This is a genomic window from Allobosea sp. GW822-FHT05A11 (genome assembly GCF_058800455.1).
Map to the genome: position 1 here is coordinate 652,875 of NZ_JBXAMI010000001.1, position 24,940 is coordinate 677,814.

At 67.5% G+C, this 24,940-nt stretch carries 24 protein-coding genes; 10 read left to right on the forward strand and 14 right to left on the reverse strand.

Annotated features, from left to right (window positions below; translation table 11 throughout):
• Window positions 1-44: 44 nt before the first annotated feature.
• On the reverse strand, window positions 45-1,487 hold the full coding sequence (locus tag AC1RLU_RS03170; RefSeq protein WP_492793808.1) for an MFS transporter: 1,443 nt from the start codon (window positions 1,485-1,487) through the stop codon (window positions 45-47).
• Window positions 1,488-1,558: 71 nt separating this feature from the next.
• On the reverse strand, window positions 1,559-1,843 hold the full coding sequence (locus AC1RLU_RS03175) for a hypothetical protein (RefSeq protein ID WP_492793809.1): 285 nt from the start codon (window positions 1,841-1,843) through the stop codon (window positions 1,559-1,561).
• A gap of 224 nt (window positions 1,844-2,067) precedes the next feature.
• Between AC1RLU_RS03175 and flhA the strand changes: the two genes are divergently transcribed.
• Together flhA and AC1RLU_RS03185 are read left to right on the forward strand one after the other, a co-directional pair.
• Window positions 2,068-4,197, forward strand: a complete 2,130-nt coding sequence (gene flhA / locus AC1RLU_RS03180) for a flagellar biosynthesis protein FlhA (protein WP_492793811.1) — start codon at window positions 2,068-2,070, stop codon at window positions 4,195-4,197.
• Window positions 4,198-4,280: 83 nt separating this feature from the next.
• Window positions 4,281-5,168, forward strand: a complete 888-nt coding sequence (locus AC1RLU_RS03185) for a DMT family transporter (protein WP_492793812.1) — start codon at window positions 4,281-4,283, stop codon at window positions 5,166-5,168.
• A 98-nt stretch (window positions 5,169-5,266) separates the two neighbouring features.
• Here AC1RLU_RS03185 and AC1RLU_RS03190 read toward each other — a convergent pair whose 3' ends face one another.
• Together AC1RLU_RS03190 and copM are read right to left on the reverse strand one after the other, a co-directional pair.
• Window positions 5,267-6,304, reverse strand: coding sequence for a lysylphosphatidylglycerol synthase transmembrane domain-containing protein (locus tag AC1RLU_RS03190; protein ID WP_061969590.1), 1,038 nt, complete (start codon window positions 6,302-6,304; stop codon window positions 5,267-5,269).
• Between the two features lie 159 nt (window positions 6,305-6,463).
• Entirely contained in the window at window positions 6,464-6,847 is a 384-nt protein-coding gene (gene copM, locus AC1RLU_RS03195) for a CopM family metallochaperone (protein WP_113585721.1), read from the reverse strand.
• Between copM and AC1RLU_RS03200 the strand changes: the two genes are divergently transcribed.
• Complete coding sequence (locus AC1RLU_RS03200; protein WP_492793814.1) at window positions 6,831-7,655, forward strand: GNAT family N-acetyltransferase; 825 nt, start codon at window positions 6,831-6,833, stop codon at window positions 7,653-7,655. The two genes, copM and AC1RLU_RS03200, sit on opposite strands and share 17 nt — an antisense overlap.
• A gap of 55 nt (window positions 7,656-7,710) precedes the next feature.
• On the opposite strand, the gene fliJ is transcribed toward AC1RLU_RS03200, so the two are convergent.
• Window positions 7,711-8,115, reverse strand: coding sequence for a flagellar export protein FliJ (gene fliJ / locus AC1RLU_RS03205; protein WP_492793815.1), 405 nt, complete (start codon window positions 8,113-8,115; stop codon window positions 7,711-7,713).
• A 338-nt stretch (window positions 8,116-8,453) separates the two neighbouring features.
• On the opposite strand from fliJ, the gene AC1RLU_RS03210 reads away from it, so the two are divergent.
• The gene (locus AC1RLU_RS03210) at window positions 8,454-9,671 is read left to right on the forward strand and encodes an MFS transporter (RefSeq protein WP_492793817.1); all 1,218 of its coding nucleotides are present in this window, start codon (window positions 8,454-8,456) and stop codon (window positions 9,669-9,671) included.
• A gap of 7 nt (window positions 9,672-9,678) precedes the next feature.
• On the opposite strand, the gene AC1RLU_RS03215 is transcribed toward AC1RLU_RS03210, so the two are convergent.
• Window positions 9,679-10,032, reverse strand: coding sequence for a DUF1304 domain-containing protein (locus tag AC1RLU_RS03215; RefSeq protein WP_492793819.1), 354 nt, complete (start codon window positions 10,030-10,032; stop codon window positions 9,679-9,681).
• Between the two features lie 37 nt (window positions 10,033-10,069).
• On the reverse strand, window positions 10,070-11,416 hold the full coding sequence (gene fliI / locus AC1RLU_RS03220) for a flagellar protein export ATPase FliI (protein ID WP_492793821.1): 1,347 nt from the start codon (window positions 11,414-11,416) through the stop codon (window positions 10,070-10,072).
• 436 nt (window positions 11,417-11,852) lie between these two features.
• Here fliI and ctrA point away from each other — a divergent pair, with 436 nt between their 5' ends.
• Window positions 11,853-12,554 carry a response regulator transcription factor CtrA gene (gene ctrA / locus AC1RLU_RS03225; RefSeq protein ID WP_047580924.1) on the forward strand — a complete coding sequence of 234 codons (702 nt, stop codon included), beginning with the start codon at window positions 11,853-11,855 and terminating at the stop codon, window positions 12,552-12,554.
• Between the two features lie 321 nt (window positions 12,555-12,875).
• On the opposite strand, the gene AC1RLU_RS03230 is transcribed toward ctrA, so the two are convergent.
• The 6 genes from AC1RLU_RS03230 to chpT form a co-directional block, all read right to left on the reverse strand.
• On the reverse strand, window positions 12,876-13,766 hold the full coding sequence (locus tag AC1RLU_RS03230) for a CheR family methyltransferase (RefSeq protein WP_492793823.1): 891 nt from the start codon (window positions 13,764-13,766) through the stop codon (window positions 12,876-12,878).
• Window positions 13,763-14,878, reverse strand: a complete 1,116-nt coding sequence (gene cheB, locus AC1RLU_RS03235; protein ID WP_492793824.1) for a chemotaxis-specific protein-glutamate methyltransferase CheB — start codon at window positions 14,876-14,878, stop codon at window positions 13,763-13,765. Before cheB ends, AC1RLU_RS03230 begins: the two co-directional genes overlap by 4 nt.
• An 88-nt stretch (window positions 14,879-14,966) precedes the next feature.
• Window positions 14,967-15,332, reverse strand: a complete 366-nt coding sequence (locus AC1RLU_RS03240; RefSeq protein ID WP_038359309.1) for a response regulator — start codon at window positions 15,330-15,332, stop codon at window positions 14,967-14,969.
• A gap of 30 nt (window positions 15,333-15,362) precedes the next feature.
• On the reverse strand, window positions 15,363-15,866 hold the full coding sequence (locus AC1RLU_RS03245; protein WP_061969575.1) for a chemotaxis protein CheW: 504 nt from the start codon (window positions 15,864-15,866) through the stop codon (window positions 15,363-15,365).
• Complete coding sequence (locus AC1RLU_RS03250; RefSeq protein WP_492793825.1) at window positions 15,863-18,493, reverse strand: hybrid sensor histidine kinase/response regulator; 2,631 nt, start codon at window positions 18,491-18,493, stop codon at window positions 15,863-15,865. The genes AC1RLU_RS03245 and AC1RLU_RS03250 overlap by 4 nt, the downstream gene beginning before the upstream one ends.
• A 109-nt stretch (window positions 18,494-18,602) precedes the next feature.
• Window positions 18,603-19,244, reverse strand: a complete 642-nt coding sequence (gene chpT, locus AC1RLU_RS03255) for a histidine phosphotransferase ChpT (RefSeq protein ID WP_492793826.1) — start codon at window positions 19,242-19,244, stop codon at window positions 18,603-18,605.
• A 125-nt stretch (window positions 19,245-19,369) separates the two neighbouring features.
• Here chpT and AC1RLU_RS03260 point away from each other — a divergent pair, with 125 nt between their 5' ends.
• Window positions 19,370-20,203: a 3'(2'),5'-bisphosphate nucleotidase CysQ family protein gene (locus AC1RLU_RS03260; RefSeq protein ID WP_061969570.1), complete on the forward strand. Its 834-nt coding sequence runs from the start codon at window positions 19,370-19,372 to the stop codon at window positions 20,201-20,203.
• Window positions 20,204-20,208: 5 nt separating this feature from the next.
• On the opposite strand, the gene AC1RLU_RS03265 is transcribed toward AC1RLU_RS03260, so the two are convergent.
• The gene (locus AC1RLU_RS03265) at window positions 20,209-20,766 is read right to left on the reverse strand and encodes a YHS domain-containing (seleno)protein (protein WP_142112981.1); all 558 of its coding nucleotides are present in this window, start codon (window positions 20,764-20,766) and stop codon (window positions 20,209-20,211) included.
• Between the two features lie 294 nt (window positions 20,767-21,060).
• On the opposite strand from AC1RLU_RS03265, the gene AC1RLU_RS03270 reads away from it, so the two are divergent.
• The 4 genes from AC1RLU_RS03270 to AC1RLU_RS03285 all read left to right on the forward strand — a co-directional run bounded on the left by AC1RLU_RS03270 (window position 21,061) and on the right by AC1RLU_RS03285 (window position 24,938).
• The gene (locus AC1RLU_RS03270) at window positions 21,061-21,648 is read left to right on the forward strand and encodes a DUF1134 domain-containing protein (protein ID WP_082617556.1); all 588 of its coding nucleotides are present in this window, start codon (window positions 21,061-21,063) and stop codon (window positions 21,646-21,648) included.
• Window positions 21,649-21,771: 123 nt separating this feature from the next.
• Window positions 21,772-23,016, forward strand: a complete 1,245-nt coding sequence (locus tag AC1RLU_RS03275) for a hypothetical protein (RefSeq protein WP_492793828.1) — start codon at window positions 21,772-21,774, stop codon at window positions 23,014-23,016.
• Between the two features lie 123 nt (window positions 23,017-23,139).
• Window positions 23,140-24,078, forward strand: a complete 939-nt coding sequence (locus AC1RLU_RS03280) for a sugar kinase (protein ID WP_142112977.1) — start codon at window positions 23,140-23,142, stop codon at window positions 24,076-24,078.
• Window positions 24,078-24,938 carry a TIGR01459 family HAD-type hydrolase gene (locus AC1RLU_RS03285; RefSeq protein ID WP_492793830.1) on the forward strand — a complete coding sequence of 287 codons (861 nt, stop codon included), beginning with the start codon at window positions 24,078-24,080 and terminating at the stop codon, window positions 24,936-24,938. Before AC1RLU_RS03280 ends, AC1RLU_RS03285 begins: the two co-directional genes overlap by 1 nt.
• Window positions 24,939-24,940 lie beyond the last annotated feature (2 nt).

The window sequence follows — 24,940 nt, forward strand, 5'->3', positions numbered from 1 at the left end:
CATCGGGTCGGCTTTCGCGCGCTATGGTTACGGGCGGGCCATGGTCAATCGACCGCATTGAGCGGCCGCGCCACGCTTTCGAGCGGCTGGCGCTCGGCGCGGATCGCGAACCGTGCCGCGATAACCGCCGCAGCCAGCATCAGGAACGCTCCCAGCAGGTAGCCGCCGAAGACGCTGCCGCGCGAGCCGGTGTCGATCAGGATGCCGAAGAGCCAGGGGCCGGCTATGCCGCCCGCGCCGGTGCCGACCGCATAGAACATCGCGATGGCGAGCGCCCGCATCTCGACCGGGAAGGTTTCGGAGACCGTGAGATAGGCCGAGCTCGCCGCGGCCGAGGCGAAGAAGAAGACCACGCTCCAGCACAGGGTGAGCTGCGAGGCGGTGAGCCAGTCCTTCCAGAAGAGATAGCCCGTCCCGGTCAGCAGCAGGCCCGACAGCGCGTAGGTCGACGCGATCATCACGCGACGGCCGATGGTGTCGAAGAGCCGGCCGATCAGCAGTGGCCCGAGGAAGTTGCCGGCGGCGAAGGGCAGGATGAACCAGCCGATATTCTGCGACGGCACCGCGTAGAAATCGGTGAGGATCAGCGCGTAGGTGAAGAAGATCGCGTTGTAGAAGAACGCCTGTGACAGCATCAGCGTCAGCCCGACCAAAGCGCGCTCGCGATGCGCCACGAAAAGCACGTGGAAGACCTCGCCGAGCGGTGTCGCGGCGCGCGGGCGCAACCGGGTCAGGGGCAGGACCTCGCCGGCGGGCGGAACGAAGCCGGCGCGGCGCTCGATATCGGCGACGATCGCGGCAGCACGCTCGGGATGGCCGTGGCTTATCAGCCAGCGCGGGCTTTCCGGAATCCATTGCCTGAGGAACAGGATGACGAGGCCGAGTGCGGCGCCGATGAAGAAGGCCAGGCGCCAGCCGTATTCCGGGTTGATCCAGGCGGGGTCGAGCAGGATGATGGAGCCGAACGCGCCGAGCGCCGCGCCGATCCAGAACGAGCCGTTGATGACGAGATCGGTCCAGCCGCGCACGCGGGCCGGGACGAGCTCCTGGATGGTGGAGTTGATCGCGGTGTACTCGCCGCCAATGCCCATGCCGGTCAGGAGGCGGAAGAGGATGAAGCTCGTGACGTTCCAGGAGAAGGCGGTGGCGGCCGTCGCGGAGAGATAGACGAGCACGGTGATCGTGAAGAGCTTCTTGCGGCCGAGCCGGTCGGTGAGCCAGCCGAAGAAGACGGCGCCCAGCACCGCACCGGCGATATAGGCGGCACCGGCGAGGCCGATCTCGGTATTGGTGAATTTGAGGACCGGGCTTTCCTTGAGGGCGCCCGAGACCGAGCCGGCAAGCGTGACCTCGAGCCCGTCGAGAATCCAGGTGATGCCGAGCGCGGCGACGACAAGCGTATGGAAGCGCGACCAGGGCAGGCGGTCGAGCCGTGCGGGCACGTCGGTGGCGATCGTGCCTGTCTGAGCGTTGTCCGGCGCTGTCATGCCGGCTGTCCCCCCTGATGATCGATGGTTAAAGGAAAGGCCGGCACCCCATGGTGCCGGCCCTGAACCGGTCAGTAGACCCAGTAGACCCGGCCGTTGCGGACCACGCGCCGCCTGCGGCGACGGTGGACCGGCGGCGGGGGCGGGCGACGGGGATGGCGCGGCCGGCGATAGTACTGGGTGAACTCGGCATCGGTCTCGTCGAGGCCGGCCTTCAGGGCCGGGTCGATGTCTCCGGCCTTGGGTTCGACAGGCGCGGGAGCCGCTTCGACCAGGTTCTTGGCCATGGCGGTGCCGCCGATGCCGGCAACCGCGAGGCCGCCGACAAGGCTCGTCAGGAAGGAACGTCGATTCAAAGTGACCTCCAATATCGTCGGGAATGGGCGAAGTCCCGCCCTCCCTGTGCCGAGTGGGGCCGGCGAATGCGGCCACAACGCGGCGTTTTGACAACCAGCCGTTCATCGGATGGTTCCGACAGGGTATTAATCCGTTTCTTAACAATTCGTTCACCATGAACCCGGCAAGAATTGCCGAGCTGCGCCCTGCTTCGGGGCGCGTGAGGTGTGGGGCGGAGCGGTCGATGACCGATGTGACGGCAGGGCAGGGCAGAGGGTTCGCCATCCCCGATCGCGGGGCGCTCGCAAAGCTGTTCAACCGTCCCGACCTGTTCCTCGCCATCGGCGTGATGGGCATCCTGGTGGTGCTCGTCTTCCCGATGCCGGCGGTCCTGCTCGACCTGATGCTGGCGTTGTCGATCATCGTGTCGGTGCTGGTGCTGATGACCGCGCTCTTCATCGAGGAGCCGCTGGAGTTCTCGGCCTTCCCGACCGTGCTGCTGATCGTCACCATGTTCCGGCTGGCGCTGAACCTCGCCTCGACGCGCCTCATCCTCGCCCATGGCCATGAGGGCACGGCGGCGGCGGGGCATGTCATCGAGGCCTTCGCCGGCTTCGTGATGAGCGGCAATTTCGTGATCGGCGTGATCGTCTTCACGATCCTGATCATCGTGAACTTCGTCGTCATCACCAAAGGTTCGGGCCGCATCGCCGAGGTCGCGGCTCGCTTCACTCTCGATGCCATGCCGGGCAAGCAGATGGCGATCGACGCCGACCTCTCCGCCGGCCTGATCGACCAGGACACCGCCAAGACCCGCCGCAAGGCGCTAGAGGACGAATCCTCCTTCTTCGGCTCGATGGACGGCGCCTCGAAATTCGTCCGCGGCGATGCGATCGCGGCCCTGCTGATCACCTTCATCAACGTGCTCGGCGGCATCATCATCGGCGTCGCGCAGCAGGGGCTGAGCTTCGGCCAGGCGGCGCATAACTATACGCTGCTCACCGTCGGCGACGGTCTTGTCAGCCAGGTCCCGGCGCTGATCGTCTCGACCGCAGCCGGCCTGCTCGTCTCGAAGGCGGGCGTGCGCGGTGCCGCCGACAAGGCGCTCGGCAAGCAGCTTTCGGGCTATCCCAAGGCGCTCGGCATGTCGGCGGCGGTGATGCTGCTGATCGCGCTGCTGCCTGGCATTCCCATGATGCCCTTCCTGTTGCTGGCCGGCGGCGCGGGCTTCCTCGCCTACCGCTTCGGGCGGGCGGCGAAGGAGCGCGAGGCGCAAGCAGGCATGACCGATGCGGCGCAGGCCGGCGGCGCGGTCGCGGCGGACGGCACGCCGCGCGAGGAGACGCTGAACGACCTCCTCAAGATGGACGAGCTCAAGATCGAGATCGGCTACGGGCTCCTGCCGCTGGTCAATGCGCCGAGCGGCCAGGACCGGCTGACCGACCAGGTCCGGGCGCTGCGCCGTCAGCTCGCGGCCGAGCTCGGCTTCGTCATGCCGGCGGTGCGCATCGTCGACAATGTCCAGCTCGAGGCCAACCACTACTTCATCAAGATCAAGGAGATCGATGCCGGGCAGGGCATCGTCTATGCCGGCCAGTACATGGCGATGGACCCGATGGGCGGGGCGGTGAACCTGCCGGGCCACAACGTGCTGGAGCCGACCTTCGGCCTGCCGGCGACCTGGATCGACGCCGCTTTGCAGGACGAGGCACAGCTGCGCGGCTACACCGTGGTCGATGCCGCGACGGTGATCTCGACGCACCTGACCGAGGTGCTGAAATCGAACATGCCGGAGCTGCTCTCCCATTCCGAGGTGCAGAAGCTCCTGCGCGAACTGCCGAAGGACCATGCCGATCTCGTCAAGGAGATCGTGCCGAGCCAGATCTCGACCACCGGGATCCAGCGCGTCCTGCAGCTCCTGCTCTCCGAGCGCATCTCGATCCGCGACCTGCCGACGATCATCGAAGGTGTCGCCGAGGTCGCGGCCAGCGTGCGCAACCCGCGCGAGATCGCCGAGCATGTCCGCGCGCGGCTCGCCCGCCAGATCTGCGCCCAGTTCTCCAACATGCAGGGCGTGCTGCCGATCATCACGCTGTCGCCGGCCTGGGAGGGCGTCTTCGCCGAGTCGATCATCGGCCAGGGCGAGGACCGCCATCTCGCGATGCAGCCCTCCCGCCTGCAGGAGTTCGTGCATCACGTCCGCGACAAGTTCGAGGATGCGGCGCGCATCGGCGAGATGCCGGCGCTGGTCACCTCGGCGATGGCGCGGCCCTTCGCCCGCCAGATCATCGAGCGCTTCCGCCGGGAGACGCCGGTGCTGTCGCAGGCCGAGATCCACCCGCGCGTGCGGCTGAAGACGGTCGGCAGCGTCTGACGCCTTCCCGCCTCCGGTTTCCACGGGGGCGCGATGCCCGCGGCGCAATGGTCAGCGCCCTGAGCTGCGGCTAATCGGGCATCATGTCGCGCAACGCCGCCCTCTTCGCCGTCATGTGCCTCGTCTGGGGCCTGACCTGGCTACCGGTCAAGGTCGGCTCCATGCATGTCCCGCCGGTCTTCCTGGCCGCGGCGCGGTTCTCGATCGCCGGCCTGCTGATGCTGCTCTGGGCCGGTCGCGATGCTCCCAAGGTGCCTGTTGACGCCTGGCCTCGGCTGATCGGCACGGCACTGCTGCTCAACACCGCCAATTACACGCTGTTGTTCTGGGGCACGAAGCATGCCCCGACTGGGCTCGCGGCCATCGTCAATTTCGCGACCATCCCGATCTACACGCTGCTGGCGAGCCGGGCGATCGAGGGCGTGCGGATCGACGGGCGCAAGCTCGTGGCGATCGCGCTCGGAACCGTGGGCCTCGGCTTCCTCTTCGCGACGCGGGCGCTGGGAGGCCTTTCGGCCACGCAGGGCGATCCGATGGAGATGATCGGCCTCGCGGCGGTGGCGGCCGGTACGCTGTTCTACTGCGTCGGCGCGGTGCTCTCCCGACCGATCGCCGGGACGATGCCGACATTGACGCTTGCCGGCTGGCAGACGCTGATCGGCGGCATCGGCCTGACCGCGGTTACGCTTGCGCTGGAGCCGGTCGGCCTGGCCGATATCCGGGCGCTGGCGAGCTGGCCGGTGCTCCCGGCGATGCTGTTCCTGATCGTCGGCGGCTCGCTGATGGGCTTCACCATCTATATGCGGCTGCTGCGCGACTGGGGCGCCTTTCGCGCCGGGCTCTACGCCTTCGTCAGCCCCGCCATCGCGGTTGCGGTCGGTGTCGTTGCGCTGAGCGAGCCCTTCGGCTGGTCGGAAGCCGTCGGCGCGCTCCTCATGTTCGGCGCGGCGGCAATCGCGCTCAAGCGATAGCGCGCGTCATTCTCGGGCTTGACCCGAGAATCTCTTCCAGGAAGAGGCGCCTTCTGGTCCTGAGATGCTCGGGGCAAGCCCGAGCATGATGGCCTGTTCTACGGCGGCGGAGCAATGCGGGTGCTGCGCTTGAGTTGCGCCCGCTCGAAGGCGAGCACGATCGGCAGCGAGATCACCAGCGGCAGGATGAGATAGAACAGCCGCCAGATCAGCAGGGCGGCGAAGACGGCAGGCGCCGGCACGCCGGGCATCACCGCGAGGAAGACCGCCTCCATCACGCCGACGCCGCCCGGAACCTGGCTCAGGAGCCCGGCCGAGAACGAGAGCAGGAAGGCGCCGAGCACGATCAGGAAGCCCGGATTGCCCTGTTCCGGCAGCGCGAAATAGATGATGCCGGCAGCGCCCGCGAGCTCGATCGGGGCCGCGAGGTACTGCCTGGCGACGATCGGCAGGCGCGGATAGATGATCTCGAGCTTGCCGATCTTCAGCGGCTTGAACTGCAGCCAGGAGCCGATCGTGTAGAGCGCGGCGAAGGCGAGCATGCCGACGCCGATCCAGCGAGCGGTGCTGTCGGTGATCGCGAACCATTTCGACATCCGCTCGAGCGGATGCAGAATCTGCGGCTCGTAGAGCAGCACGAGACCCATCAGGAAGATCGTGCCGAAGGCGAAGGTGAAGGAGCAGAGCGCGACGAGGACCGCGACCTCGGCCGCCGTCAGGCCTTTCGCCGTGTAGGCCCGGTAGCGCACCATGCCGCCCGAGAAGACCGAGGCGCCGATATTATGCGAGAGCGCATAGGTCACGAAGGAGCAGAGCGAAATATAGGGCCAGGAGATGTTCTTCTCCTTGCCGAGATGGATCAGCGCGATGCGGTCGTACCAGGCGAGCGCAGCATAGGCGACGAGGGTCGCAAGCGCCGCGTGGAAGAAGGCGTCCGGCGGGATGACCGCGATCTTGTGGCCGATGCGGTGGGCGATGATCTTGACGCTCTGCCAGAGGCCGGCATTCTCCAGCAGCGCCTCGATCCTGGCGTCGGTTCCGGCCTCGAGCTTGAGCTTGCTCCAGAGCAATTCGACGGACCAGACGACCGCGACGAGCCCGATGATCGGCCAGAGATAGTCGAGATAACGCTTCATGGAGGCCGCGGGCTCAGGACAGGTTGGTGACGGGTAGCGGGTGGCCCACGTCGTCACCGCTGCGGCGCGAACCTTCCCCCTCTCTGCCAGCGGGGGAGGGCGAGGGCAAGCGCCCGAAGACGATCGCCCTCGCCCAAGGTCAAGCGAGCGGAGAGACGGCTACTTGCCGTTCTTCTTCAGCCAGTCCTTCATCATCGCGACTTCCTTCTCCTGGTCGCGGATGACGTTCTCGGCGAGCTTGCGGATCTCAGGGTCCTTGCCATGGGCGAGGACGACCTTGGCCATGTCGATGGCGCCCTCGTGATGCGGGATCATGCCGCGGACGAAATCGGCATCGGCATCGCCGGAATAGGGGATGTCCATGTCCTTGTGCATCTTCATATTGGCGTCCCGATAGGCCTTGGTCGAGGCGCTGTCGCCGGCCTTCGATGCGGCGGGCGCGCCGTGGCTGCCATGGCCGCCGTGAGGCTGCTGGGCCTGGGCCGTGCCGGCGAGCAGGCCGGCCGCCAGGAGAGCTGCCAGGGCAATGGCGGTGCGGTTCATCGGGTCTGCTCCTCAATTGGGCGTTGATGCGGAACGCACTGCAGTGGTGCTTCGATCCATCGTGATATCCGGCCGGAGAGGCGGGACGGGGCGCAATGCCGTGACGCCGGGCATGCATCGGCATGCGGTGATCTTTCGACCTCGATCATGTCATGATCGCGGCAGATTCCCCGACGAGCCGCTGAACCCCTTCATGTCCCAGAGCCTGACCATCACCCTGACCGGAACGACCGACCTGCCGCCCGGCAAGGTCGCGTCGATCGTGACCTCGCTGGAAATGTTCGCGCAGCCGCCGCAGCGCCCCGATCCGGCCGGCACCGAAGGCTTCTCGCTCGAGCCGATCGATCCGTCGGACACCGAGCGCTATCTCGCGGTTTACCGGCTGCTCGGCGAGCGCTGGATGTGGTTCAGCCGCCTGACCGCGCCGCGCGCCGAGGTCGGGGCTATTCTCGCCGACCCCGCCGTGGAGTTCCATGCTGTCTGCCATGAAGGATGCGATGTCGGCCTGCTCGAACTGGATTTTCGCGTGCCCGGCGAAGGCGAACTCGCCTTTTTCGGGCTCGATGAAGCCGTGGTGGGGAGGGGCGCCGGGCGCTGGCTGATGAACCGGGCGCTGGCGCTGGCCTGGGCCAGACCGATCTCGCGCTTCTGGGTGCATACCTGCACGCTCGACCACCCCGCCGCGCTCGCCTTCTATCAACGCTCGGGCTTCACGGTGTTCAAGCGCGGGGTCGAGGTCGACGACGATCCGCGCCTGACCGGGAAGCTGCGGCGCGACTCCGTCACGCACCATCCCGTCATCGCATGAAAAAGGGCGGCGTCCGGAGGACACCGCCCTTTTTTCTGAATTCTCCGAACCGGTCTCAGGCGCGCGTGCGCAACCCGATCGCGTCCATGGTGGCCTGGTCGCGGGCGGCTTCCGCCGCGCGCTCCGAGGCGCGCTCGCGGTCGTCGAGGATCTCGACCTTCTTCATGTCCTCGAAGGCCTCCTGCAATTCGGCCTTGGCCTCGTCGAGCTGGCCCTTCAGGTTGTCGGCCGACTGGCGCAGGTTGTCGCGGCGGCCGAGCGCGGCCTTGGCATAGGTCGGATAGGCGAAATGGGCGGGATCCGCGATGCCGGCGCGGGATTCCTCGGCCTGGATCTCGCGATCGAGATCTCCAGCCATCCGATGAAAATCGGCGATCATCATCTCGATCTGGCTTACCCGGCGACGCTTCTCGTCGACCTGGAAGCGCTTGAGGCGAAGAAGCGTCTCTCGCGACTTCATGTGGTTTTCAACTCCTGATTACGCCCTAGGCCCCCGCGCGCCCGTCAGGACACGGCAACGGCAGTCAATCCAGTTGTCATCACATCGGCTTTCGAAAGGTGGATTCCACTTTTCGGTCCGATGCTACGGGCGCCGCCGACCCCTCGACATGCGCCCGAACTCCATCCGCGAGACGAGAAGCAACATGGCGCAAGGAGGTTGACCTTTCCTTACCGAAACGGGCTGCCTTTTACGCATGATCCGGGCGCGTCGGGGCTGCTGCCACCGGTTGTCGGGATGGTCTAGTGAACGTGAGCTGCATTGGCCGTCCGGCCTCCTGCCCCCGCGGATATCCTGTCTTGGCTGCCTCTTCTCGTTTCGGCGGGCACGGTCCCCTGCTTCTCGGCCTCGCGCTGACCCGCATCATCGGCTGGGGCTCGACCTTCTATTCGCCCTCGGTGCTGGTCGGCGCACTCGATCGCGAGATCGGGCTCAACGCCGAGATCGTCTTCGGCGGCATCACCATCCTGCTCATCACCGGGGCGCTGGTCGCGCCGGCGATCGGACGCGTGCTCGACCGCGAAGGCACGCGCCGTTCGATGTGCATCGGCGCGGTGATCTGCGCGCTCGGGCTCGGCGTGCTGTCGCAGGCCCAGGGGCCGGTGAGCTATCTCGCGAGCTGGTTCGTGATCGGGCTCGGCCATGCGATGTCGCTGGCCAATACCGGCAACGTCACCATCGCCCAGCTCATGGGCGAGCGGACGCGGCGCGTGATCGGCCTGATGATGCTGGTCACCGGCCTTGCCTCCAGCGTGTTCTGGCCTTTGACCGCCGTGCTGACGAATGCCTTCGGCTGGCGGATGACGCTCATCGTCTTCGCCGCGATGCAGCTCGTCATCGTGCTGCCGATCTATGCCGTGATCCCGCGCTACCGGCATGGGCCGGCGCCCGCGGCTGCGCCGACGGCCGTTCCGGAAGCAGGCCTGGCAGGGGAGCACGGCAGCGTGGCAGCGCATTCGCGCCGGGCGGCGTTCTGGCTGGTGGCGCTCGCCTTCTCCGCGAGCGGGCTCGTCTCCTGGGGGCTGCCGCTGCACCTGATCACCCTGTTCCAGGAGGCGGGGCTGACGCAGGGCGAGGCCGTCTGGGTCGCGACGCTGAGCGGCCCTGCGACGCTGGCCGCGCGCGCCATCGACGCGACATTGGGCGAGCGGCTGCCGGCGGAGAAGGTCGCGCTGTTCGGCCTGCTGCTGGGGCCGGCGCTGTGCCTCCTGCTGCCCATCGTGCCGATGACGATCATGACTGCAGCGGCCTTCGTCGTGCTGTTCAGCGCGGCGCTCGGCGTGATCTCAGTTGCGCGTGCGACATTGCCGCTCGCCCTGTTCGGCCGCAACGGCTTCGCCGCGATGCTCGGCAAGCTCACCGTGCCGCAGAACATGGCGTTCTCAGCCGCGCCGCTGCTTTTCGCGGTGATGGTCGAACGGCTCGGCGCGAGCTCGACACTGATGATCTCCGCCGCGATCCAGGCGATCGGCTTCGTCGCTATGTTCGCGCTGGTGCGGATGGTGGCGCGCGGCTGAGACTTGCTCAGATCCCGGCCAGCAGCGCTGCGATGGCGAGCGCGGCGGGCAGGGCCTGGATATAGAGGATCTTGCGGCTGGCGGTCGCCGCCCCGAAGAGCCCGGCGACGAGGACGCAGGCCAGGAAGAACAGCTTGATCGCGAAGCCTTCCGCCCCGAGCCAGAGCCCCCAGGCCAGGCCGGCGACGAGGAAGCCGTTATAGAGTCCTTGATTGGCGGCCAGCACCTTCGAGCGCGCGGCGAAGTCGGCCGTGAGACCGAAAGCCTTGTGCCCGCGCGGCGTGTCCCACCAGACCATCTCCAGAATGACGATATAGACATGGATGAGGGCGACGAGGCCGGTCAGAAGCGCTGCGATCATCGGATCATCATCCTGCGGCGGTATGCTTCGGCGGTTATCAGACGCTGCCGCTCATGATGGCGGCGAGGCGGGTATAGCATTCGCCCAGCGGGGTGGCGTCGTCCTTGGCCTGCTTGAGGAAGGCTTCGAGCGCGGGATGCAGGCGGATCGCCTCGTCGACCTCGGCCGAGGCCCCCTGGCGATAGGCGCCGAGCCGGATCAGCTCTTCCATGTCGGCATAGGTCGCAAGCGTGGAGCGCGCCTTCTGCACGACGGGGTAATAGGCCGGGTCGCAGGAGCGCGGCATGGTCCGAGAGACCGATTTCAGGATGTTGACCGCCGGGTAGCGGCCGCGCTCGGCGATGGAACGCTCCATCACGATATGGCCGTCGAGGATGCCGCGCACCGCGTCGGCGACGGGCTCGTCATGGTCGCCGCCATCGACCAGCACGGTGAAGAGGCCGGTGATCGCGCCGTCGCCGACACCGGGGCCGGCGCGTTCGAGCAGGCGCGGCAGTTCGGCGAAGACGGTCGGCGTATAGCCCTTGGTCGTCGGCGGCTCGCCGGCCGCGAGGCCGATCTCGCGCATCGCCATGGCAAAGCGCGTCACCGAATCCATCAGGCACATCACCTGCAGGCCGCGGTCGCGGAAATATTCGGCCAGCGTGAGCGTGGTCAACGCCGCCTGCTTGCGCATCAGGGCCGGCTCGTCGGAGGTCGCGACGACGACGATCGAGCGGGCGAGACCCTGCGGGCCGAGGTCCTCCTGCAGGAACTCCTGCACCTCGCGGCCGCGTTCGCCGACGAGGCCGATGATATTGACATCGGCCTGCGCATAGCGGGCGAGCATCGAGAGCAGCACGGATTTGCCGACGCCGGAGCCGGCGAAGATGCCCATGCGCTGGCCGACGCAGCAGGTCAGGAAGGTGTTGAGGGCGCGTACGCCGAGATCGAGCGGATGGCCGACGCGGCGCCGCGCATGGGCGGGCGGGGGATCGTTGCGGAAGGCGAAGAGCGTGTCGCCCTGCGGCAGAGGCGGGCCGCCATCGACCGGGCGGCCGAGCGCATCGACGACACGGCCGAGCCAGGCGGGTGTCGGTTTCAGGCCGGGCTGGGCGCGGTCGACATGGACGGGGCAGCCGCGGCGGACGCCGTCGAGCCCGCCGAAGGGCATGACCAGGGCCTTGTCGCCGGAGAAGCCGATGACCTCGCAGGGAACGCGCGTGCCCGGTGCGATCTCGATGCCGACGCGCCCGCCCAGGCTCATCGCGCCAATCGGGCCGGCAACCTCGACGAGCAGGCCGCGCACGCCGATGACGCGGCCATAGACGGTCACGCCTTCGAGATGCTCGATGGCGGACGCCAGGGCGGAGAGGCGATCGTGGCCGTGAGACGGGGAATTCATCGGGATGATTCAACTTCGCCGGCGGCGTGAGGGCAACCGAATTCGCGGCCAGCCGGTCCTGTGGATGATTTGGTAAGGGTTCCTAACAAATTGCGCTCATTTACCAGCTGTTAAGCTCTGTGATTAACACTGTGGATCGAGGCTGCCACGTGTCGCAGAGCCATTATGGCGCTGTTTCCCGCGGCAACCCTCCGCGAAAGGCGCTTTCGCGGCCGAGAAGTTCAGCGATCCGTGTCAAATTCGACTCACCTCGACAAGGATCGTTCACTTTCTCCGAGGAAGCGCTTGCGCTCGGGAATCACGGTTTGTTAACCAGTTTCCTCGTAGCGTGTCGCGTGGCGTTTCATTGGGCAAGTGCGTCGTCGTCCAGGGCCGAACGGGTCCGGGCGGAAACAACGGTCAAACCTGCCCTGCGGGCGAAATTGGGGACGTGGACATGCGGGTTCTGCTGATCGAGGACGATAGCGCGACCGCTCAAAGCATCGAGCTCATGCTCAAATCGGAGAGCTTCAACGTCTATACGACGGATCTCGGTGAAGAGGGCGTCGATCTCGGCAAGCTCTACGATTACGACATCATCCTGCTCGACCTGAACCTCCCCGACATGTCGGGTTACGAGGTGCTGCGCTCGCTTCGCGTCGCCAAGGTCAAGACGCCGATCCTGATCCTCTCCGGCCTCGCCGGCATCGAGGACAAGGTGAAGGGCCTCGGCTTCGGCGCCGACGACTATCTCACCAAGCCGTTCCACAAGGACGAGCTCGTCGCCCGCATCCATGCGATCGTGCGTCGCTCGAAGGGCCACGCCCAGTCGGTCATCACCACCGGCGACCTGGTCGTCAATCTTGACACCAAGACGGTCGAGGTCGATGCCGCCCGCGTGCACCTGACCGGCAAGGAATACCAGATGCTGGAGCTGCTCTCGCTCCGCAAGGGCACGACGCTGACCAAGGAGATGTTCCTCAACCATCTCTATGGCGGCATGGACGAGCCCGAGCTCAAGATCATCGACGTCTTCATCTGCAAGCTCCGCAAGAAGCTCGCCAACGCGTCGGACGGCAAGAACTACATCGAGACCGTCTGGGGCCGCGGCTATGTGCTGCGCGAGCCGTCCGAGGCCGAGGAGCGCATCCCGGCCTGACGCATCCCGGTGGCCGGTCCGTCATCGGGCGGTCATGAAGCGACGTCATACCAGTTCTTGACCTGATCGTCGGATGTACACGACAGGTCGACGGGGACCCCGCCGAGAGGCGGGGTTTTTGTTTGTGGAGCAAGCGTAACGACGTGGCTCTCGATCGTTTCCTGCCGTTATGCTCGCCCTTATGGTGAGCATCCACGTCTTGAACACGGCCCTCAATCAGCGAAGACGTGGATGGTCGGGACATGCCTGACCATGACGGAGCGGCCCACATTCAAGAGCGTCTCGACAGGCGAAGTCTCTCTGGACGGCAGACGACTCAGCTCAGCCCCGTAGAGCGGTGGCGACGGCGGCAGGGCGCGGACGAAAGTCCGGCGCCGGGGAGACGGCGAGCGGAGGAGCCATCGCAGCGTGCCGGTAGAGGCCTCGGTGCTGCGGGTCGCAGACAAACTTCGTCGCCAACCCGAGCACGGTCTCGGCGGCGCCGAGCAGGAAGGCTCCGTCCGGCACCAGACGCGGGGCGAGCTGCTCCAGGACCTTCACCTTGGTGGGGACGTCGAAATAGATCAGGACGTTGCGGCAGAAGATCACGTCGAACCGGCCGAACGGGTCGTTGCGCTCCAGCAGGTTGTGCTGCCTGAACTCGACCATCGCGCGGATGCGCTGCGAGACCTGCCACTTGTCTCCGACCTGCTGGAAATGTTTCAGCAGCATCTGGATCGGCAGGCCTCGCTGGATCTCGAACTGGCTGTAGATGCCCGCCCGGGCCTTCTCCAGGATCTCTGCGGAGATGTCCGTTCCCAGAATCTCGATCTTCCAGCCGGCGAGCCGCTCACCGAGCTCGTCGATCAGCATGGCCAGGGAATAGGCTTCCTGGCCGCTGGAGACGGCCGCGCACCAGATCCGCAGCGAACGGCTGGCGGCGTTGGCGGCCAGCCGTTCGGGCAGGATGACGTCGCGGAACAGGTTGAACGGCGTCTGGTCGCGGAAGAACAAGGTCTCGTTGGTGGTCATGGCATCGACCACGGCGCTCTCCAGGCCCGGGTCGCGCGAGACCCTGAGCTGGCGCACGAGCGCCTCGATATCGGCGATGCCGCGCCGGCGGCAGAGGATGCCGAGGCGGCTTTCGGCGAGGTAGCGCTTGTCCGCGGTCAGCGACAGGCCGGAGCGCTGCTGGAGCAGCAGGCAGAGGAAGGAGAAATCGGCTTCGGTCATGCCGGCTGCACCCCGCGTACGAGGCAGCGGATCGAGGCACCGATCTCGTCGAGCGCGATGATGCTGCTGGCATGGCGGGCGCGCACGACCGAGCCCGGCATGCCCCAGATCGTGCTGCTCGGCTCGTTCTGGGCGATGACGGCGGCTCCCGCCTTGCGCAGCGCGCCGGCGCCGTCGGTGCCGTCGCTGCCCATGCCGGTGAGGACGAGGCCGAGCGCGGCGGGGCCGAGATGGCGGGCGGCGTCGCCGAACAGCACGTCGACGGCAGGCCGGCAGAAATTGACGGGGGGTTCGTCGCCGATGCGCGCGACGATATGGCCGAGCCGGCGGTCGATGCCGAGATGGCGGCCGCCGGGCGCGATATAGACGGTGCCGCGCATCAATCGCTCGCCGTCGAACGGCTCGCGGGCGGGGACGCCGATATGGCTGGCGACCTGCTCGGCGAAGGAAGCGGTGAAAAGCGGCGGCATGTGCTGGACGACGACCGTCGTCAGGTCGTTGAGGCCCTCGCCGATGTCGAACAGCACCTTGGCGACGGCGCGGGGGCCGCCGGTCGAGGCGCCGATCACGAGATAGCGCGGCATCACCGAGACGAGCGGGCGCAGATTAGCCGGCCCGGTATGCGGCAGGTCGGTGTCGATCTCCGGCGGCAGCGAGCCGGGTTTGACCGGCGTGTGGACGATATTGCCGAGCTTGAGCAGGAATTCGCTGCGGAAATCGAGCGACAGGGTCATGCCGCTGCGGCTGTCCGGCTTGGAGACCACGTCCATCGCGCCCCGGGTCATGCATTCCAGCGCGAGGCGGGTATTGCGCTCGTTCAGCGTCGCGGCGAGCAGGACGCCCGTATTCGGGCTTTCCTTGAGGATCTGCGGCAGGGCGGCCACTCCGTCCACGCCCGGCATGTCGAGGTCGAGCACCATGACGTCGGGCTTGAAGCGGGTGGCATGCGCGACCGCGGTCTCGCCGTCACCGGCGACAGCGACGACGTGGAAATTGCCGGCCTCGCCCAGCCAGCGCGCGAAGAGCCCGCGCACGACGACGGAATCGTCGGCGATCACCACGGTCTTGTGCCGCGATGCGGGGCTTGCAGGGATCGCGAGAGGAGACAACATCGGTATGTTTCTCACTGAGCCGGCTGCAGGGGCGAAGGCATTTCACACGAGGAAAGCCCGATGCGCAGCCGCACCGGCGCGCCTTCGCTCAGAGCAACCCGACCTGATGGAATTTCGAAGCCACGATCTCCTTGTCGAAGGGCTTCATGATGTATTCGTCGGCGCCGGCATGCATGGCGCGCGCGATATGGGCGATGTCGTTCTCGGTGGTGCAGAAGACCACTTTGGGTCGCTTTCCGCCCGGCATCTGGCGCAGCGTGCGCAGGAACTCGTAGCCGTCCATGATCGGCATGTTCCAGTCGAGCAGGACAGCATCCGGCATCTCGCCCTTGCAGGCGTCGATGGCGCGCGCGCCGTCCTCGGCTTCGGCGATGCGGAACTGCAGCCCTTCGAGGATGCGGCGAGCCACCTTGCGGATCACCGCTGAGTCGTCGACGACGAGGCAGTATTTCATGGCTGGGTCTCCAGAACTGTGGCGCCGCCGTCAGGCCGCGCTGCGAAGGTCGAGATCGAGGACGGCGTCGAGGTCGAGGACGACAAGAAGCTCGTCGGCCAGGCGATGGATGCCCGTCGCCAGCGCCGCCCAGACGCGATCGAGGTGAACCGGGAGCGGCTCGAACGTGGAACGGTCGAGCCGGATGACCTCGCCGACCGCGTCGACGATGAGCGCATAGGCCTCGCCGTCATGGTCGATGCCGATCGCCGTCAGCTCGGTGCGGCCTTGCCCGTCGAGCTTGAGGGTGACGGGCCGTCCGAGCCGCTTGCGCAGGCAGATCGCGGTGACGATCCGTCCGCGCAGGTTGAGCAGGCCGACGATCTCGTCAGGTGCGCGCGGGACGATCGTGATGCGGTTTGCGATGAAGACGTCCTGGACCCGGCCGATCGGCAGGCCGAGGAGCTGCTCGCCGACGCGGATCGTCACGTAGTCGAGCGAGTTGCCGAAGCCGGGCGCGGCAGGCACGGGAGGAGGGGATGCGCTCGAGCTCATGCCGCATGCCTCAGGTCGGTGCCGGCCGCATTGAGCTCGCTCAGCAGGGCCCGGCGGTCGAATTTCGCGAGGATGTCGTCGAAACCGGCCTGGGCCGCCCGCATGTGCAGGTCGGGCGTGGCGCAGGTGGTCAGGCCGAGGATGCGCAGGCGCTCGCCCTTGGCGCGTTCGCGCAGGGCTGTCGCAAAGGCAAAGGCGGCGTCGCTGTCGCGATCGAGATCGAGCAGCGCGGACATGATCGGCTCGCCGGCGGCGGCGAGGCTCGCCGCGCTGAAATCCGCCAGCGTGGCGATGATCCGGCCCGAGGCCTTCAGCACGGGGGTCAGCATGTCCCGCAGGAAGTCGGACGGCTCGACCAGCAGGATGCGGCCGGAAGGCTCTGCGCTCCGCCCGGCCGCGAACCAGCCGGGCTCGTTCAGCGGCAGGTAATGGGCGAGGTCGAGGATGTCGGTGGCGCGGCCGCGGATCATGGCCGAGCCGATGATGCCGCGCTCTCCCGCCGCCGCCATCTCGAGCTCGAAGATGTCCTCGACGATATCGACGATCGCCTCGACGGCGAGCGCGACGGTGAGGTCGCCATTCGAGACGATGACCAGCGGCTGGATGCCCTCGCTGCGCAATCGGGTGTCCGCGACAGGCGTCACCGGGACGAGGCGATCACGATAATGCAGCAGCGTCCGGCTGCCGCTGCGCTGGAATTCGCCAGCCTCGATCTCCTCAAGCCGCGTTACGAGCGACAAGGGCAGGGCCTGGAGGTTGCCGGCGCCGGCGCGGAAGACCAGCATCGTCGTGCGCTCGCCGCGATGCACCTCGGCTGCCGCCTCGCGCGGTTCGTTTTCCGTGTTCTCGGAGGCGGCCGCCCCGACCAGGCGCGCGACGCCGTTGGGATCGACGATGAGGACGACGGTGCCGTCGCCGAGGATGGTGTTGCCGGAAAACAGGTGGATGTGGCGCAGCTTGCTCGACATCGGCTTCACCACGATTTCCTCGGTGTGGAAGACGCTGTCGACGAGGATGCCGAATTGCCGTTCGCCGATCTGGGTGACGACGATGAAGCCTTCGCCATCGGCCCGCCCGGCCTGTTCCCCACCGGGGCAGGCCATCAGCCCCGGCAAGGAGACGATCGGGAGCAGGCGCCCGCGCAGCCGCAGCACCGGGGCTCCGTTGATCTCCTCGATGCGGTTCTCGTCGCCGGCCTTGGCCCGGACCAGCTCGCGCACCGCGATCTGGGGGATCGCATAGCGGTCCTCGCCGGCGACCACGATCAGCGCCGAGATGATCGCGAGCGTGAGCGGGATCTTGATGGTGATGGTGGTGCCGAGACCCGGGCGGCTGGCGACATCGACCGTGCCGCCGATCGAATCGACATTCGCCTTGACGACGTCCATGCCGACGCCGCGGCCCGAGACCGCGGTCACGTTATCGGCCGTGGAGAAGCCGGGATGGAAGATGAAGCGGCTGATCTGCGCGTCGCTGAGCTTTTCCAGCTCGGCCTCGGTCGCGAGACCTTTGGCGACGGCCTTGCGACGGATACGGTCGATATCGAGGCCGCGGCCGTCATCGGCGATCGAGATGGTGACCGAGCCGCCCTCGTGATAGGCGGCGAGCCGGATGGTGCCGTGATCGGGCTTGCCGGCCTCGCGCCGGTCTGCCGGCAGTTCGATCGCGTGGTCGGCGCAGTTGCGGACCATATGGATCAGCGGATCCTTGATCAGGTCGAGGATCTGGCGGTCGAGTTCGGTCTCGGCGCCGTCCGTCAGCAATTCGATGCGCTTGCCCAGTTCGGCGCTGAGGTCGCGCACGATGCGCGGCAGCTTCGACCAGGCATTGCCGATCGGCTGCATCCGCGTCTTCATCACGCCGTCCTGCAGTTCGGCGGTGATCAGCGACAGGCGCTGGAGCGGGGCCTTGAGCCCGGCATCCTCCTGCCGCCTTGCGACCTCGAGGAGCTGGTTGCGTGTCAGCACGAGCTCCGAGACCATCGTCATCAGGTGCTCGATCGTGTCGACATTGACGCGCAACGTGGCCGGGCCGCCGCTGCGGGACGGACTTTGGGCCTCCTCGGTGGCGGCGCCGGTCTCGCTGCCCTCGATCCGGCCATCGCGCCCGCGCTGCGGGCCGGGCGCACTGCGAAAGACGACGTCCTCGGCGCTCGCCGGGCTGGCGGCGACCTGGCCGTGACGGGCGAGATAGGCGGCGACCGGATCCAGCACGCCGTCAGGTGCCGGTGGCTGCTGCTTCAGCTCGCCCTTGGCGTATTCGGCGAGGGCGAACAATTCCCCGATCAGCGTCTCGTCGTTGCCCTCGGGCTCCTGCCCCTTCTCGGCGAGCTCGGCCAGGATGTCCTTGATCCGGTCGATGGTCTCCAGGATCGCCGTGACGGCGATGGAATTGACGGTGGCGCCGTCGCGGAACTGCCCGATCACCGACTCGGCGGCATGGGTCAGCGCTTCCAGCCGCGGCAGGCCGATGAAGCCGCAGGTGCCCTTGACCGTGTGGACCAGCCGGAAAATGTTCCGCAGGATATCGCGGTCGTTGGGGTCCTGCTCGAAGCGAACGAGTTCCCGATCGACCGTGTCGAGATTCTCGCCGGTCTCCGTCAGGAACTCTTGCAGCAACTCGTCCATGCAGGAACTTCACTCAACGCGGAACGCTGCAGGAACTAAAGCAGGAGAACGGTTTATGATCGGTTGAGATCGTGTCTCGACCGGTAACGACCGCTCAATCCGTCTTCTTTCAGTCTGCCTTGGCGGCCTTGATCGTCACCGTTTCGCCGTCGATGGCAAAGGTGATGCCCATCCCGGCCGCCCGGGCGACCATGCCGGCATAGAGCGGCTGGACGGCATGGGCGTCGATCGTGCCTGTTTCCGAACGCCCGGCCAGAAGCTCCTCGACATGGGCGGGAATCCGGGCATGCGAGCCGGTCGCGGTGATCTCGAACGCGCCCTGCTCGCCCTCGACGGTGGCGCGGGAGACGAGCTTGCCGCCGCGCGGCACGGCCTGCGTCGCGATAACCAGGAGGTTGAGCAGGAGCTTGACCTGGTTCTTCGGCAGCAATGCGCGCGGCGCGTCCCAGTCGAGCGAGAGCTTCTCGTCGTTGAGGAAGCCGTTGGCGACGTTGCCGGCGTCGCCGAGATCGATCATCGCGCCGGCGGAACCGGCCGCACCGAAGGCGAGGCGGGCGAATTGCAGGCGGGCCGAGGCGGCGCGCGCGCTCTTCTTGATCAGCTCCAGCGCGAAATCGCGCATCGACGGATCGTCTTCCTCCAGAACCTCGAGAGCGTTGACAATCGCACCGACCGGGCTGATCACGTCATGGCAGACGCGGCTGCAGAGAAGCGCGGCCAGATCGAGCGGCTCGAGCGAGATGGCGGTCATGGGGGCGAGGTCCTGGAAACGGGGTTGCGCCGGATTGAGGCGTCGTTGTCGTTCGATATGCTGCTATCTTGGTTTTCATGTGGTTAATCGCCATATCGGGACCGTTATGAGAAGGATGGGCCGCGATGATCGGCCGTGACGATCCCCGCCTGCGCGACCGCGACGGGCTGGGGCGCAAATTGGCGGAAGCCGCCGGGTTGAGCGCCGCCGTCCTGCTGGCGAAGCGGACGGCGCGCGACGTCACGCTCAAGAGCGACGGCTCGCCGGTCTGCTCCGCCGATCTTGCGGCCGACCATGCCGCCAAGGAGGCCTTGGCGCGCCTGTTGCCCGGCTTTCCGATCGTCAGCGAGGAGACGGCGCAGAACCCGGCGCCCGGCGACATCTTCATCCTGCTCGACCCGCTCGACGGCACGCGCGAGTTCCTCGCGGGCGGCGACAGCTATTGCGTTGCGATCGCGGTGGTCCGCGATGGCCGGCCGATCGCGGGTGCGATCGCGGCCCCGGCGACCGGGCGGCTCTGGTTCTCCGGCACATCTGCCTATGTCCAGGATTTCGGCCCCGACGGCGCCCTTCTGGGCGCGGCCCGGCCGACGAGCGTGCGCGCCGTCCCGGGCGAGGGGCCGGTCGCGCTGGTCAGCCGCTTCCATGGCGACGGCCGCAGCGACGGCATCGCGGCATCCATGTGCTGCAGCAAAGGCATCCCGGTTTCGTCGGCGGTGAAGTTCGGGATGATCGCCTCGGGCGAGGCGGACCTGCATGTCCGCTGCGGCCAGACGATGGAATGGGATATCGCTGCCGGGGACGCCATCCTGTCGGCAGCGGGTGGGATCGTGCTGACGCTGGACGGCGCCTTACCCGATTACGGCCGCAGCGAGCGGCAGTTCCGCAACCCGCCCTTCGTGGCGGCATCGAGCGAGGCCCTGGCGCGCCAGGCCATCGCCGGGGATTGCGGCGGCTAAGCCTTCTAGCGTGCGACGAAGCGCAGGACCGCGTTCCAGCGGCTCTCGGCCTGCGCCAGCAAGCCGGCATTCTGCAGGAAACGCTGGCGGTTGGCGGCGGAGCGGAACAGGAACAGGCGCGATCCGATGACCGCAAACTGGCTGGGGTCGCTGTCGACGGCGACGCCGTTGGCGACGCCGGTCGGGTCGAAGCCGCCGAAGGCAGGCATGTAGACCTCCGGTGCATCGCGGAAGGCTTCGAGATTGGCCTGCGAGGCGAAGCGCCAGACGAAGCGATCCTGGATGAGCTCGTATTCGGCGCGCCCCGCCGCGGGCTTGGCTCCAAGCCGATAGGAGACGGGATCGAAGCCGTTGATGGCGAGGCCGGTGCGCAGATCCCGCTGCATCACCTCGCCGAGCGAGGGCAGGTCGGGCAAGCCGGAGGGCAGGGCCGGGAAGGGGTTGGACGCTGTGGTTTCCGGCGCAACCGAGGGCGCGCTGGCAAGGGCCGTCTGTCCGATCAAAGCGAGCGAGACGGCAGCGGCGGCGAGCGAGATCCAGCGCTGCCTTGTTGCGGCCTTCATCGCATCAAATCCTCAGGTAAGTCCCATCCCGGGCCGATCGGCTCTCCGGAATCTTCACGCCTTGGATAGATTTGCGGCGTATCAAATCCGTTACCGAATTGATTCGCATTCGCCGGACGTCACGCTTCGACGCCCGGCCGGGCGGCGGACAGCCCAGGATCGGCCCGCCCCCCGGCCCGTATCGCATCCATTCCGAGCCGGCTGCCGCGCAGCCGCCGCCGGTGCCGAGCGGACGGACGATCGAACCGCCCCGGCGCTCTGCCTCGTCTGGCGCCCTGCCTGGAGATGTCGCTGATGACCCAGACCCGCCGTAACCTGATCAAGGCCGGTCTCGCCATGGCCGGCGCGAGCGTGAGCGGATTGCCGCTGGGCGCGCGCGCCCAGAACTACCAGAACCAGCAGTCGTTCAGCCAGAACGAGCTCGTCGGCTCCGGCCACAAGTTCTTCGGAAACGTCTCGCGCGGCCTCGCGCTGGCGATCGAGGAAGCGGTACGACGCTGGGGCGAGCCGAACGGCTATGTCCTCGGTCAGGAGGCCTCCGGCGCCTTCGTCGGTGGGCTGCGCTATGGCGAGGGCCAGCTCTATACGCGCAATGCCGGCGACCGCCGGGTGTTCTGGCAGGGTCCGTCGATCGGCTTCGATTTCGGCGGCGAGGGCGCGCGTACGATGATGCTGGTCTACAACCTGCCGGCGGTCGACGCGCTCTACCAGCGTTTCGCCGGGGTGGACGGGTCGGCCTATTTCATCGGCGGCTTCGGCTTCACCGCGTTGACGGCGGAGGGCATTACGGTCGTGCCGATCCGCACCGGCGTCGGCTGGCGGCTCGGCGTCAATCTCGGCTATCTCAAGTTCACGCCGCAGGCGACCTGGAACCCGTTCTAGCCGCGGGGCGCATGGTGCCGAAAGATGGTTGCCCTCACATTCGGGCGACTATCTCTGGCCATGACATGGCTGGCATGGCAGATTCGGCCTGAGCCCATGCTGCATCGCCGGGAGCCTTGAGACTTGATCGAAGCCGCCATGCTTTTCGCGCTCGGCTTCCTCTGCGCGGCTTTGCTGGCTCTCGCAGCCGTGCCGGCGCTGGCGCGGCGGGCCGACCGGCTGGCGCGCAAGCGAGCCGAAGCGGCGTTCCCGTTGTCGCTCGCCGAAATCGCCGCTGACCGAGACCATTTACGCGCCGAGCTTGCCCTGCGCATGCGCTCGGCCGAGCAGGATGCCGAACGCGGCTTTGCCGCCAAGGCCGGTGCGATGCAGGAGCTCGGCCGGCGCGACATGACGATCGGGCGGCTGGAACGCGAGCTCGGCGAGCGCGATACCCGGATCGGCGGGCTCGAAACGGATCTGGAGACGACACGCAACGCGCTCGCCGATACGCAAGGAGCGCTGGCGAGCGAGCGGAGCGGCCATGGCGAAACCGCAGCGACACTGGAGAAGCGGGTCGCCGATCTCGCCAGCCTCGAACGCAATCTGGAAGAGACGCGTGCGGCGCTCACCGGTACCGGCGCCGACCTGGTCGCGCGCAGCGGCGAACTGGAGCGGGAGCGCGAGACCCTCGGGCGGATCGAGACCCTGCTGGCGGAGCGCGAGCGGGAGCTGGCCGAGAGCCGCAGCCAAGCCGAGAAGCTGCGCGTCGCGCAGGTCGAGGACGGGACGCGGATCATGGTATTGCAAGGCAAGGGTGACGAGCTTGTCGACAAGCTCGCCCTGATCGAGGAGCGCCTCGCCGGCAGCGAGGCGGCTTTGCGCGCGATGACCGGCGAGCGCGATGGCGAGCGGGTGCGGGCCGACGCGTTCAGCGCGCGGGCCACGCAGGCCGAGGCCGGACTCGCCGCCGCCGATGCCCGTGCCAGCGCGGCAGAGGTGGCGGCGCAGCAGCTCGAAACGCAGCTCCGGCAGGAGCAGGCCGAGCATGCCGCGACAAAGGACATGCGCGGAGCGCTGGATCTGGCACTGGCCGCCGCCAGGAGCGACCATGAGGCGGCCAAGCGGCGGAATGGGGAGGAGATCGCGACCTTGCAGGACGCTCAGAACGAACGCGAGAGCCAGATCGAGATGCTGCGGGCCGAACTCCAGACGCTGCAGGGCGCTCTGACCCAGGCAAGAGCCGACCGGACCCAGCTCATGGATGACATCTCGGCCTTGCGCCGGGCCGGGGGTGCGGGAGCCAATGACGCGGCGCTTCGCCAGGAGATCGTCAAGCTGGCAGACCGGCTGATGAGCGCGGCGCCGAAGCGGGAAGCGGCCGAATAGGTGGCTGGCGCCGGGCACCTCCGGCGATCGAATTCTTCCCTCGCCCTGGATTTCACTTTGCCATTCGATGCTCTAGGAAGACCGTGTTCCCGGCGTTCCCGCGCCATCTGAATGGTTTGAAACGTGACCGACAGCCGCTTCGATCTCCTTTGCCTCGGCGAACCGCTCGGCGAGTTCAATGCGACCCGTGCCGAAAGCGGCGCCTTCCAGTTCGGCCATGGCGGCGATACCTCGAATTGCGCCGTCGCGGCGGCGCGGCAGGGCATGTCGGTCGGCTATCTCGGCGCGCTCGGCGACGATAGCGCCGGCCATTCGATCCGGGGCCTGTGGAAGCGCGAGGGCGTCGACGACACGCATGTCTCGACCCATCCGACTGCTCCGACAGGCCTGTATTTCGTCGATCACGGCCCGTCGGGCCATGTCTTCTCCTATCTGCGCGCCGGCTCGGCTGCGAGCCTCTACGGCCCGCGCGACCTGCCGCGCGACCTGATCCGCTCCGCCCGCATCATCCAGGCCTCCGGCATCAGCCAGGCGATCTCGGCCGACGCCTGCGATGCCGTGTTCGAGGCGTTCGAGACCGCGCGCAAGGCGGGCGTGCTGACCGCCTACGACACCAACCTGCGCCTGAAGCTCTGGCCGCTGACCCGCGCGAAGGCGATCATCCATGCCGCCTGCGCCATGGCCGACATCATCCTGCCCGGCCTCGACGACGCGACGCAGCTCACAGGGCTCAACAATCCCGATGCCATCGTCGATTTCTATCTCGGTCTCGGCGCGCGGGTCGTGGCGCTGACGCTTGGCCATGAGGGCTCGCTGGTGGCGACGCCGGTCCGGCGCGAACGCTTCCGGCCGATCAAGGTCGATGCGATCGACGCGACCGGCGCCGGCGATTGCTATGACGGCGCCTTCCTCGCCGAGTATCTGCGCACGGGCGATGCCTTCACTGCTGGCGCCTACGCCAATGTTGCGGCGGCCTTGTCGACGCAGGGTTATGGCGCGGTCGCGCCGTTGCCGCGCCGCGCCGATGTCGAGGCGCGTATCGCCGCGGAGGCGCGTTCCTGATGAGTGTTCCGGTTCTGAAGCGGGCGGGCGATCTCCTCGCCCGCTACGATGTGCTGATCAGCGATGTCTGGGGCGTCGTGCATGACGGGCTCTGGGCTCTGGAGCCTGCCTGCGATGCGCTGATGGCCTATCGCGAGCGCGGCGGCACGGTGGTGCTGCTCTCGAATGCGCCGGGGCCGTCGAAGCAGGTCGCCGGTTTGCTCGATGCCAAGCGCGTGCCGCGCGAGGCCTGGGACCGGCTCGTCACCTCCGGCGACGTCACGCGCGCCCTGATCGCGCAGAGCCATCACAGGCGCGCCTATCACATCGGCTGGCAGAGCGACCGGGCCGTGTTCGACGGGCTCGACGTCGCGCTTGTCGGTGAGGAGCCGGCGGACATCGTCGTCGCGACCGAGCTCAATGATTACCGCACCGAGACGCCGGAGCAATACCGGCCGCTGCTGGAGCGCTTCGCCCGGCGTGGCCTGCCCTTCATCTGCGGCAACCCGGATCTCGTCGTGCATGTCGGCGAGGACCTGCTGCCCTGCGCCGGTGCGCTCGCGACGATCTATGAGGAACTCGGTGGCTCTGTCGCCTGGGCCGGCAAGCCCCATCGCCCGGCCTATGACCTTGCGCTCGCGGCAGCGGCCGATGCGCGCGGTGGGCGGCCGGTCGAGCCCGGCAAGGTGCTGGTCATCGGGGATGCCGTCCGCACCGACCTGGCTGGCGCGCGCCTGATGGGCTTCGACAGCCTGTTCATCGCCGGCGGCATCCATCGCGACGAGACCATGCGCGGCGGGGAGGTCGATGCGGCCGGCCTCGCCAAGGTGCTGGACGGATTGCCCGTCCAGCCGATCGCAGCGATGGGCGCGCTGGCCTGAAG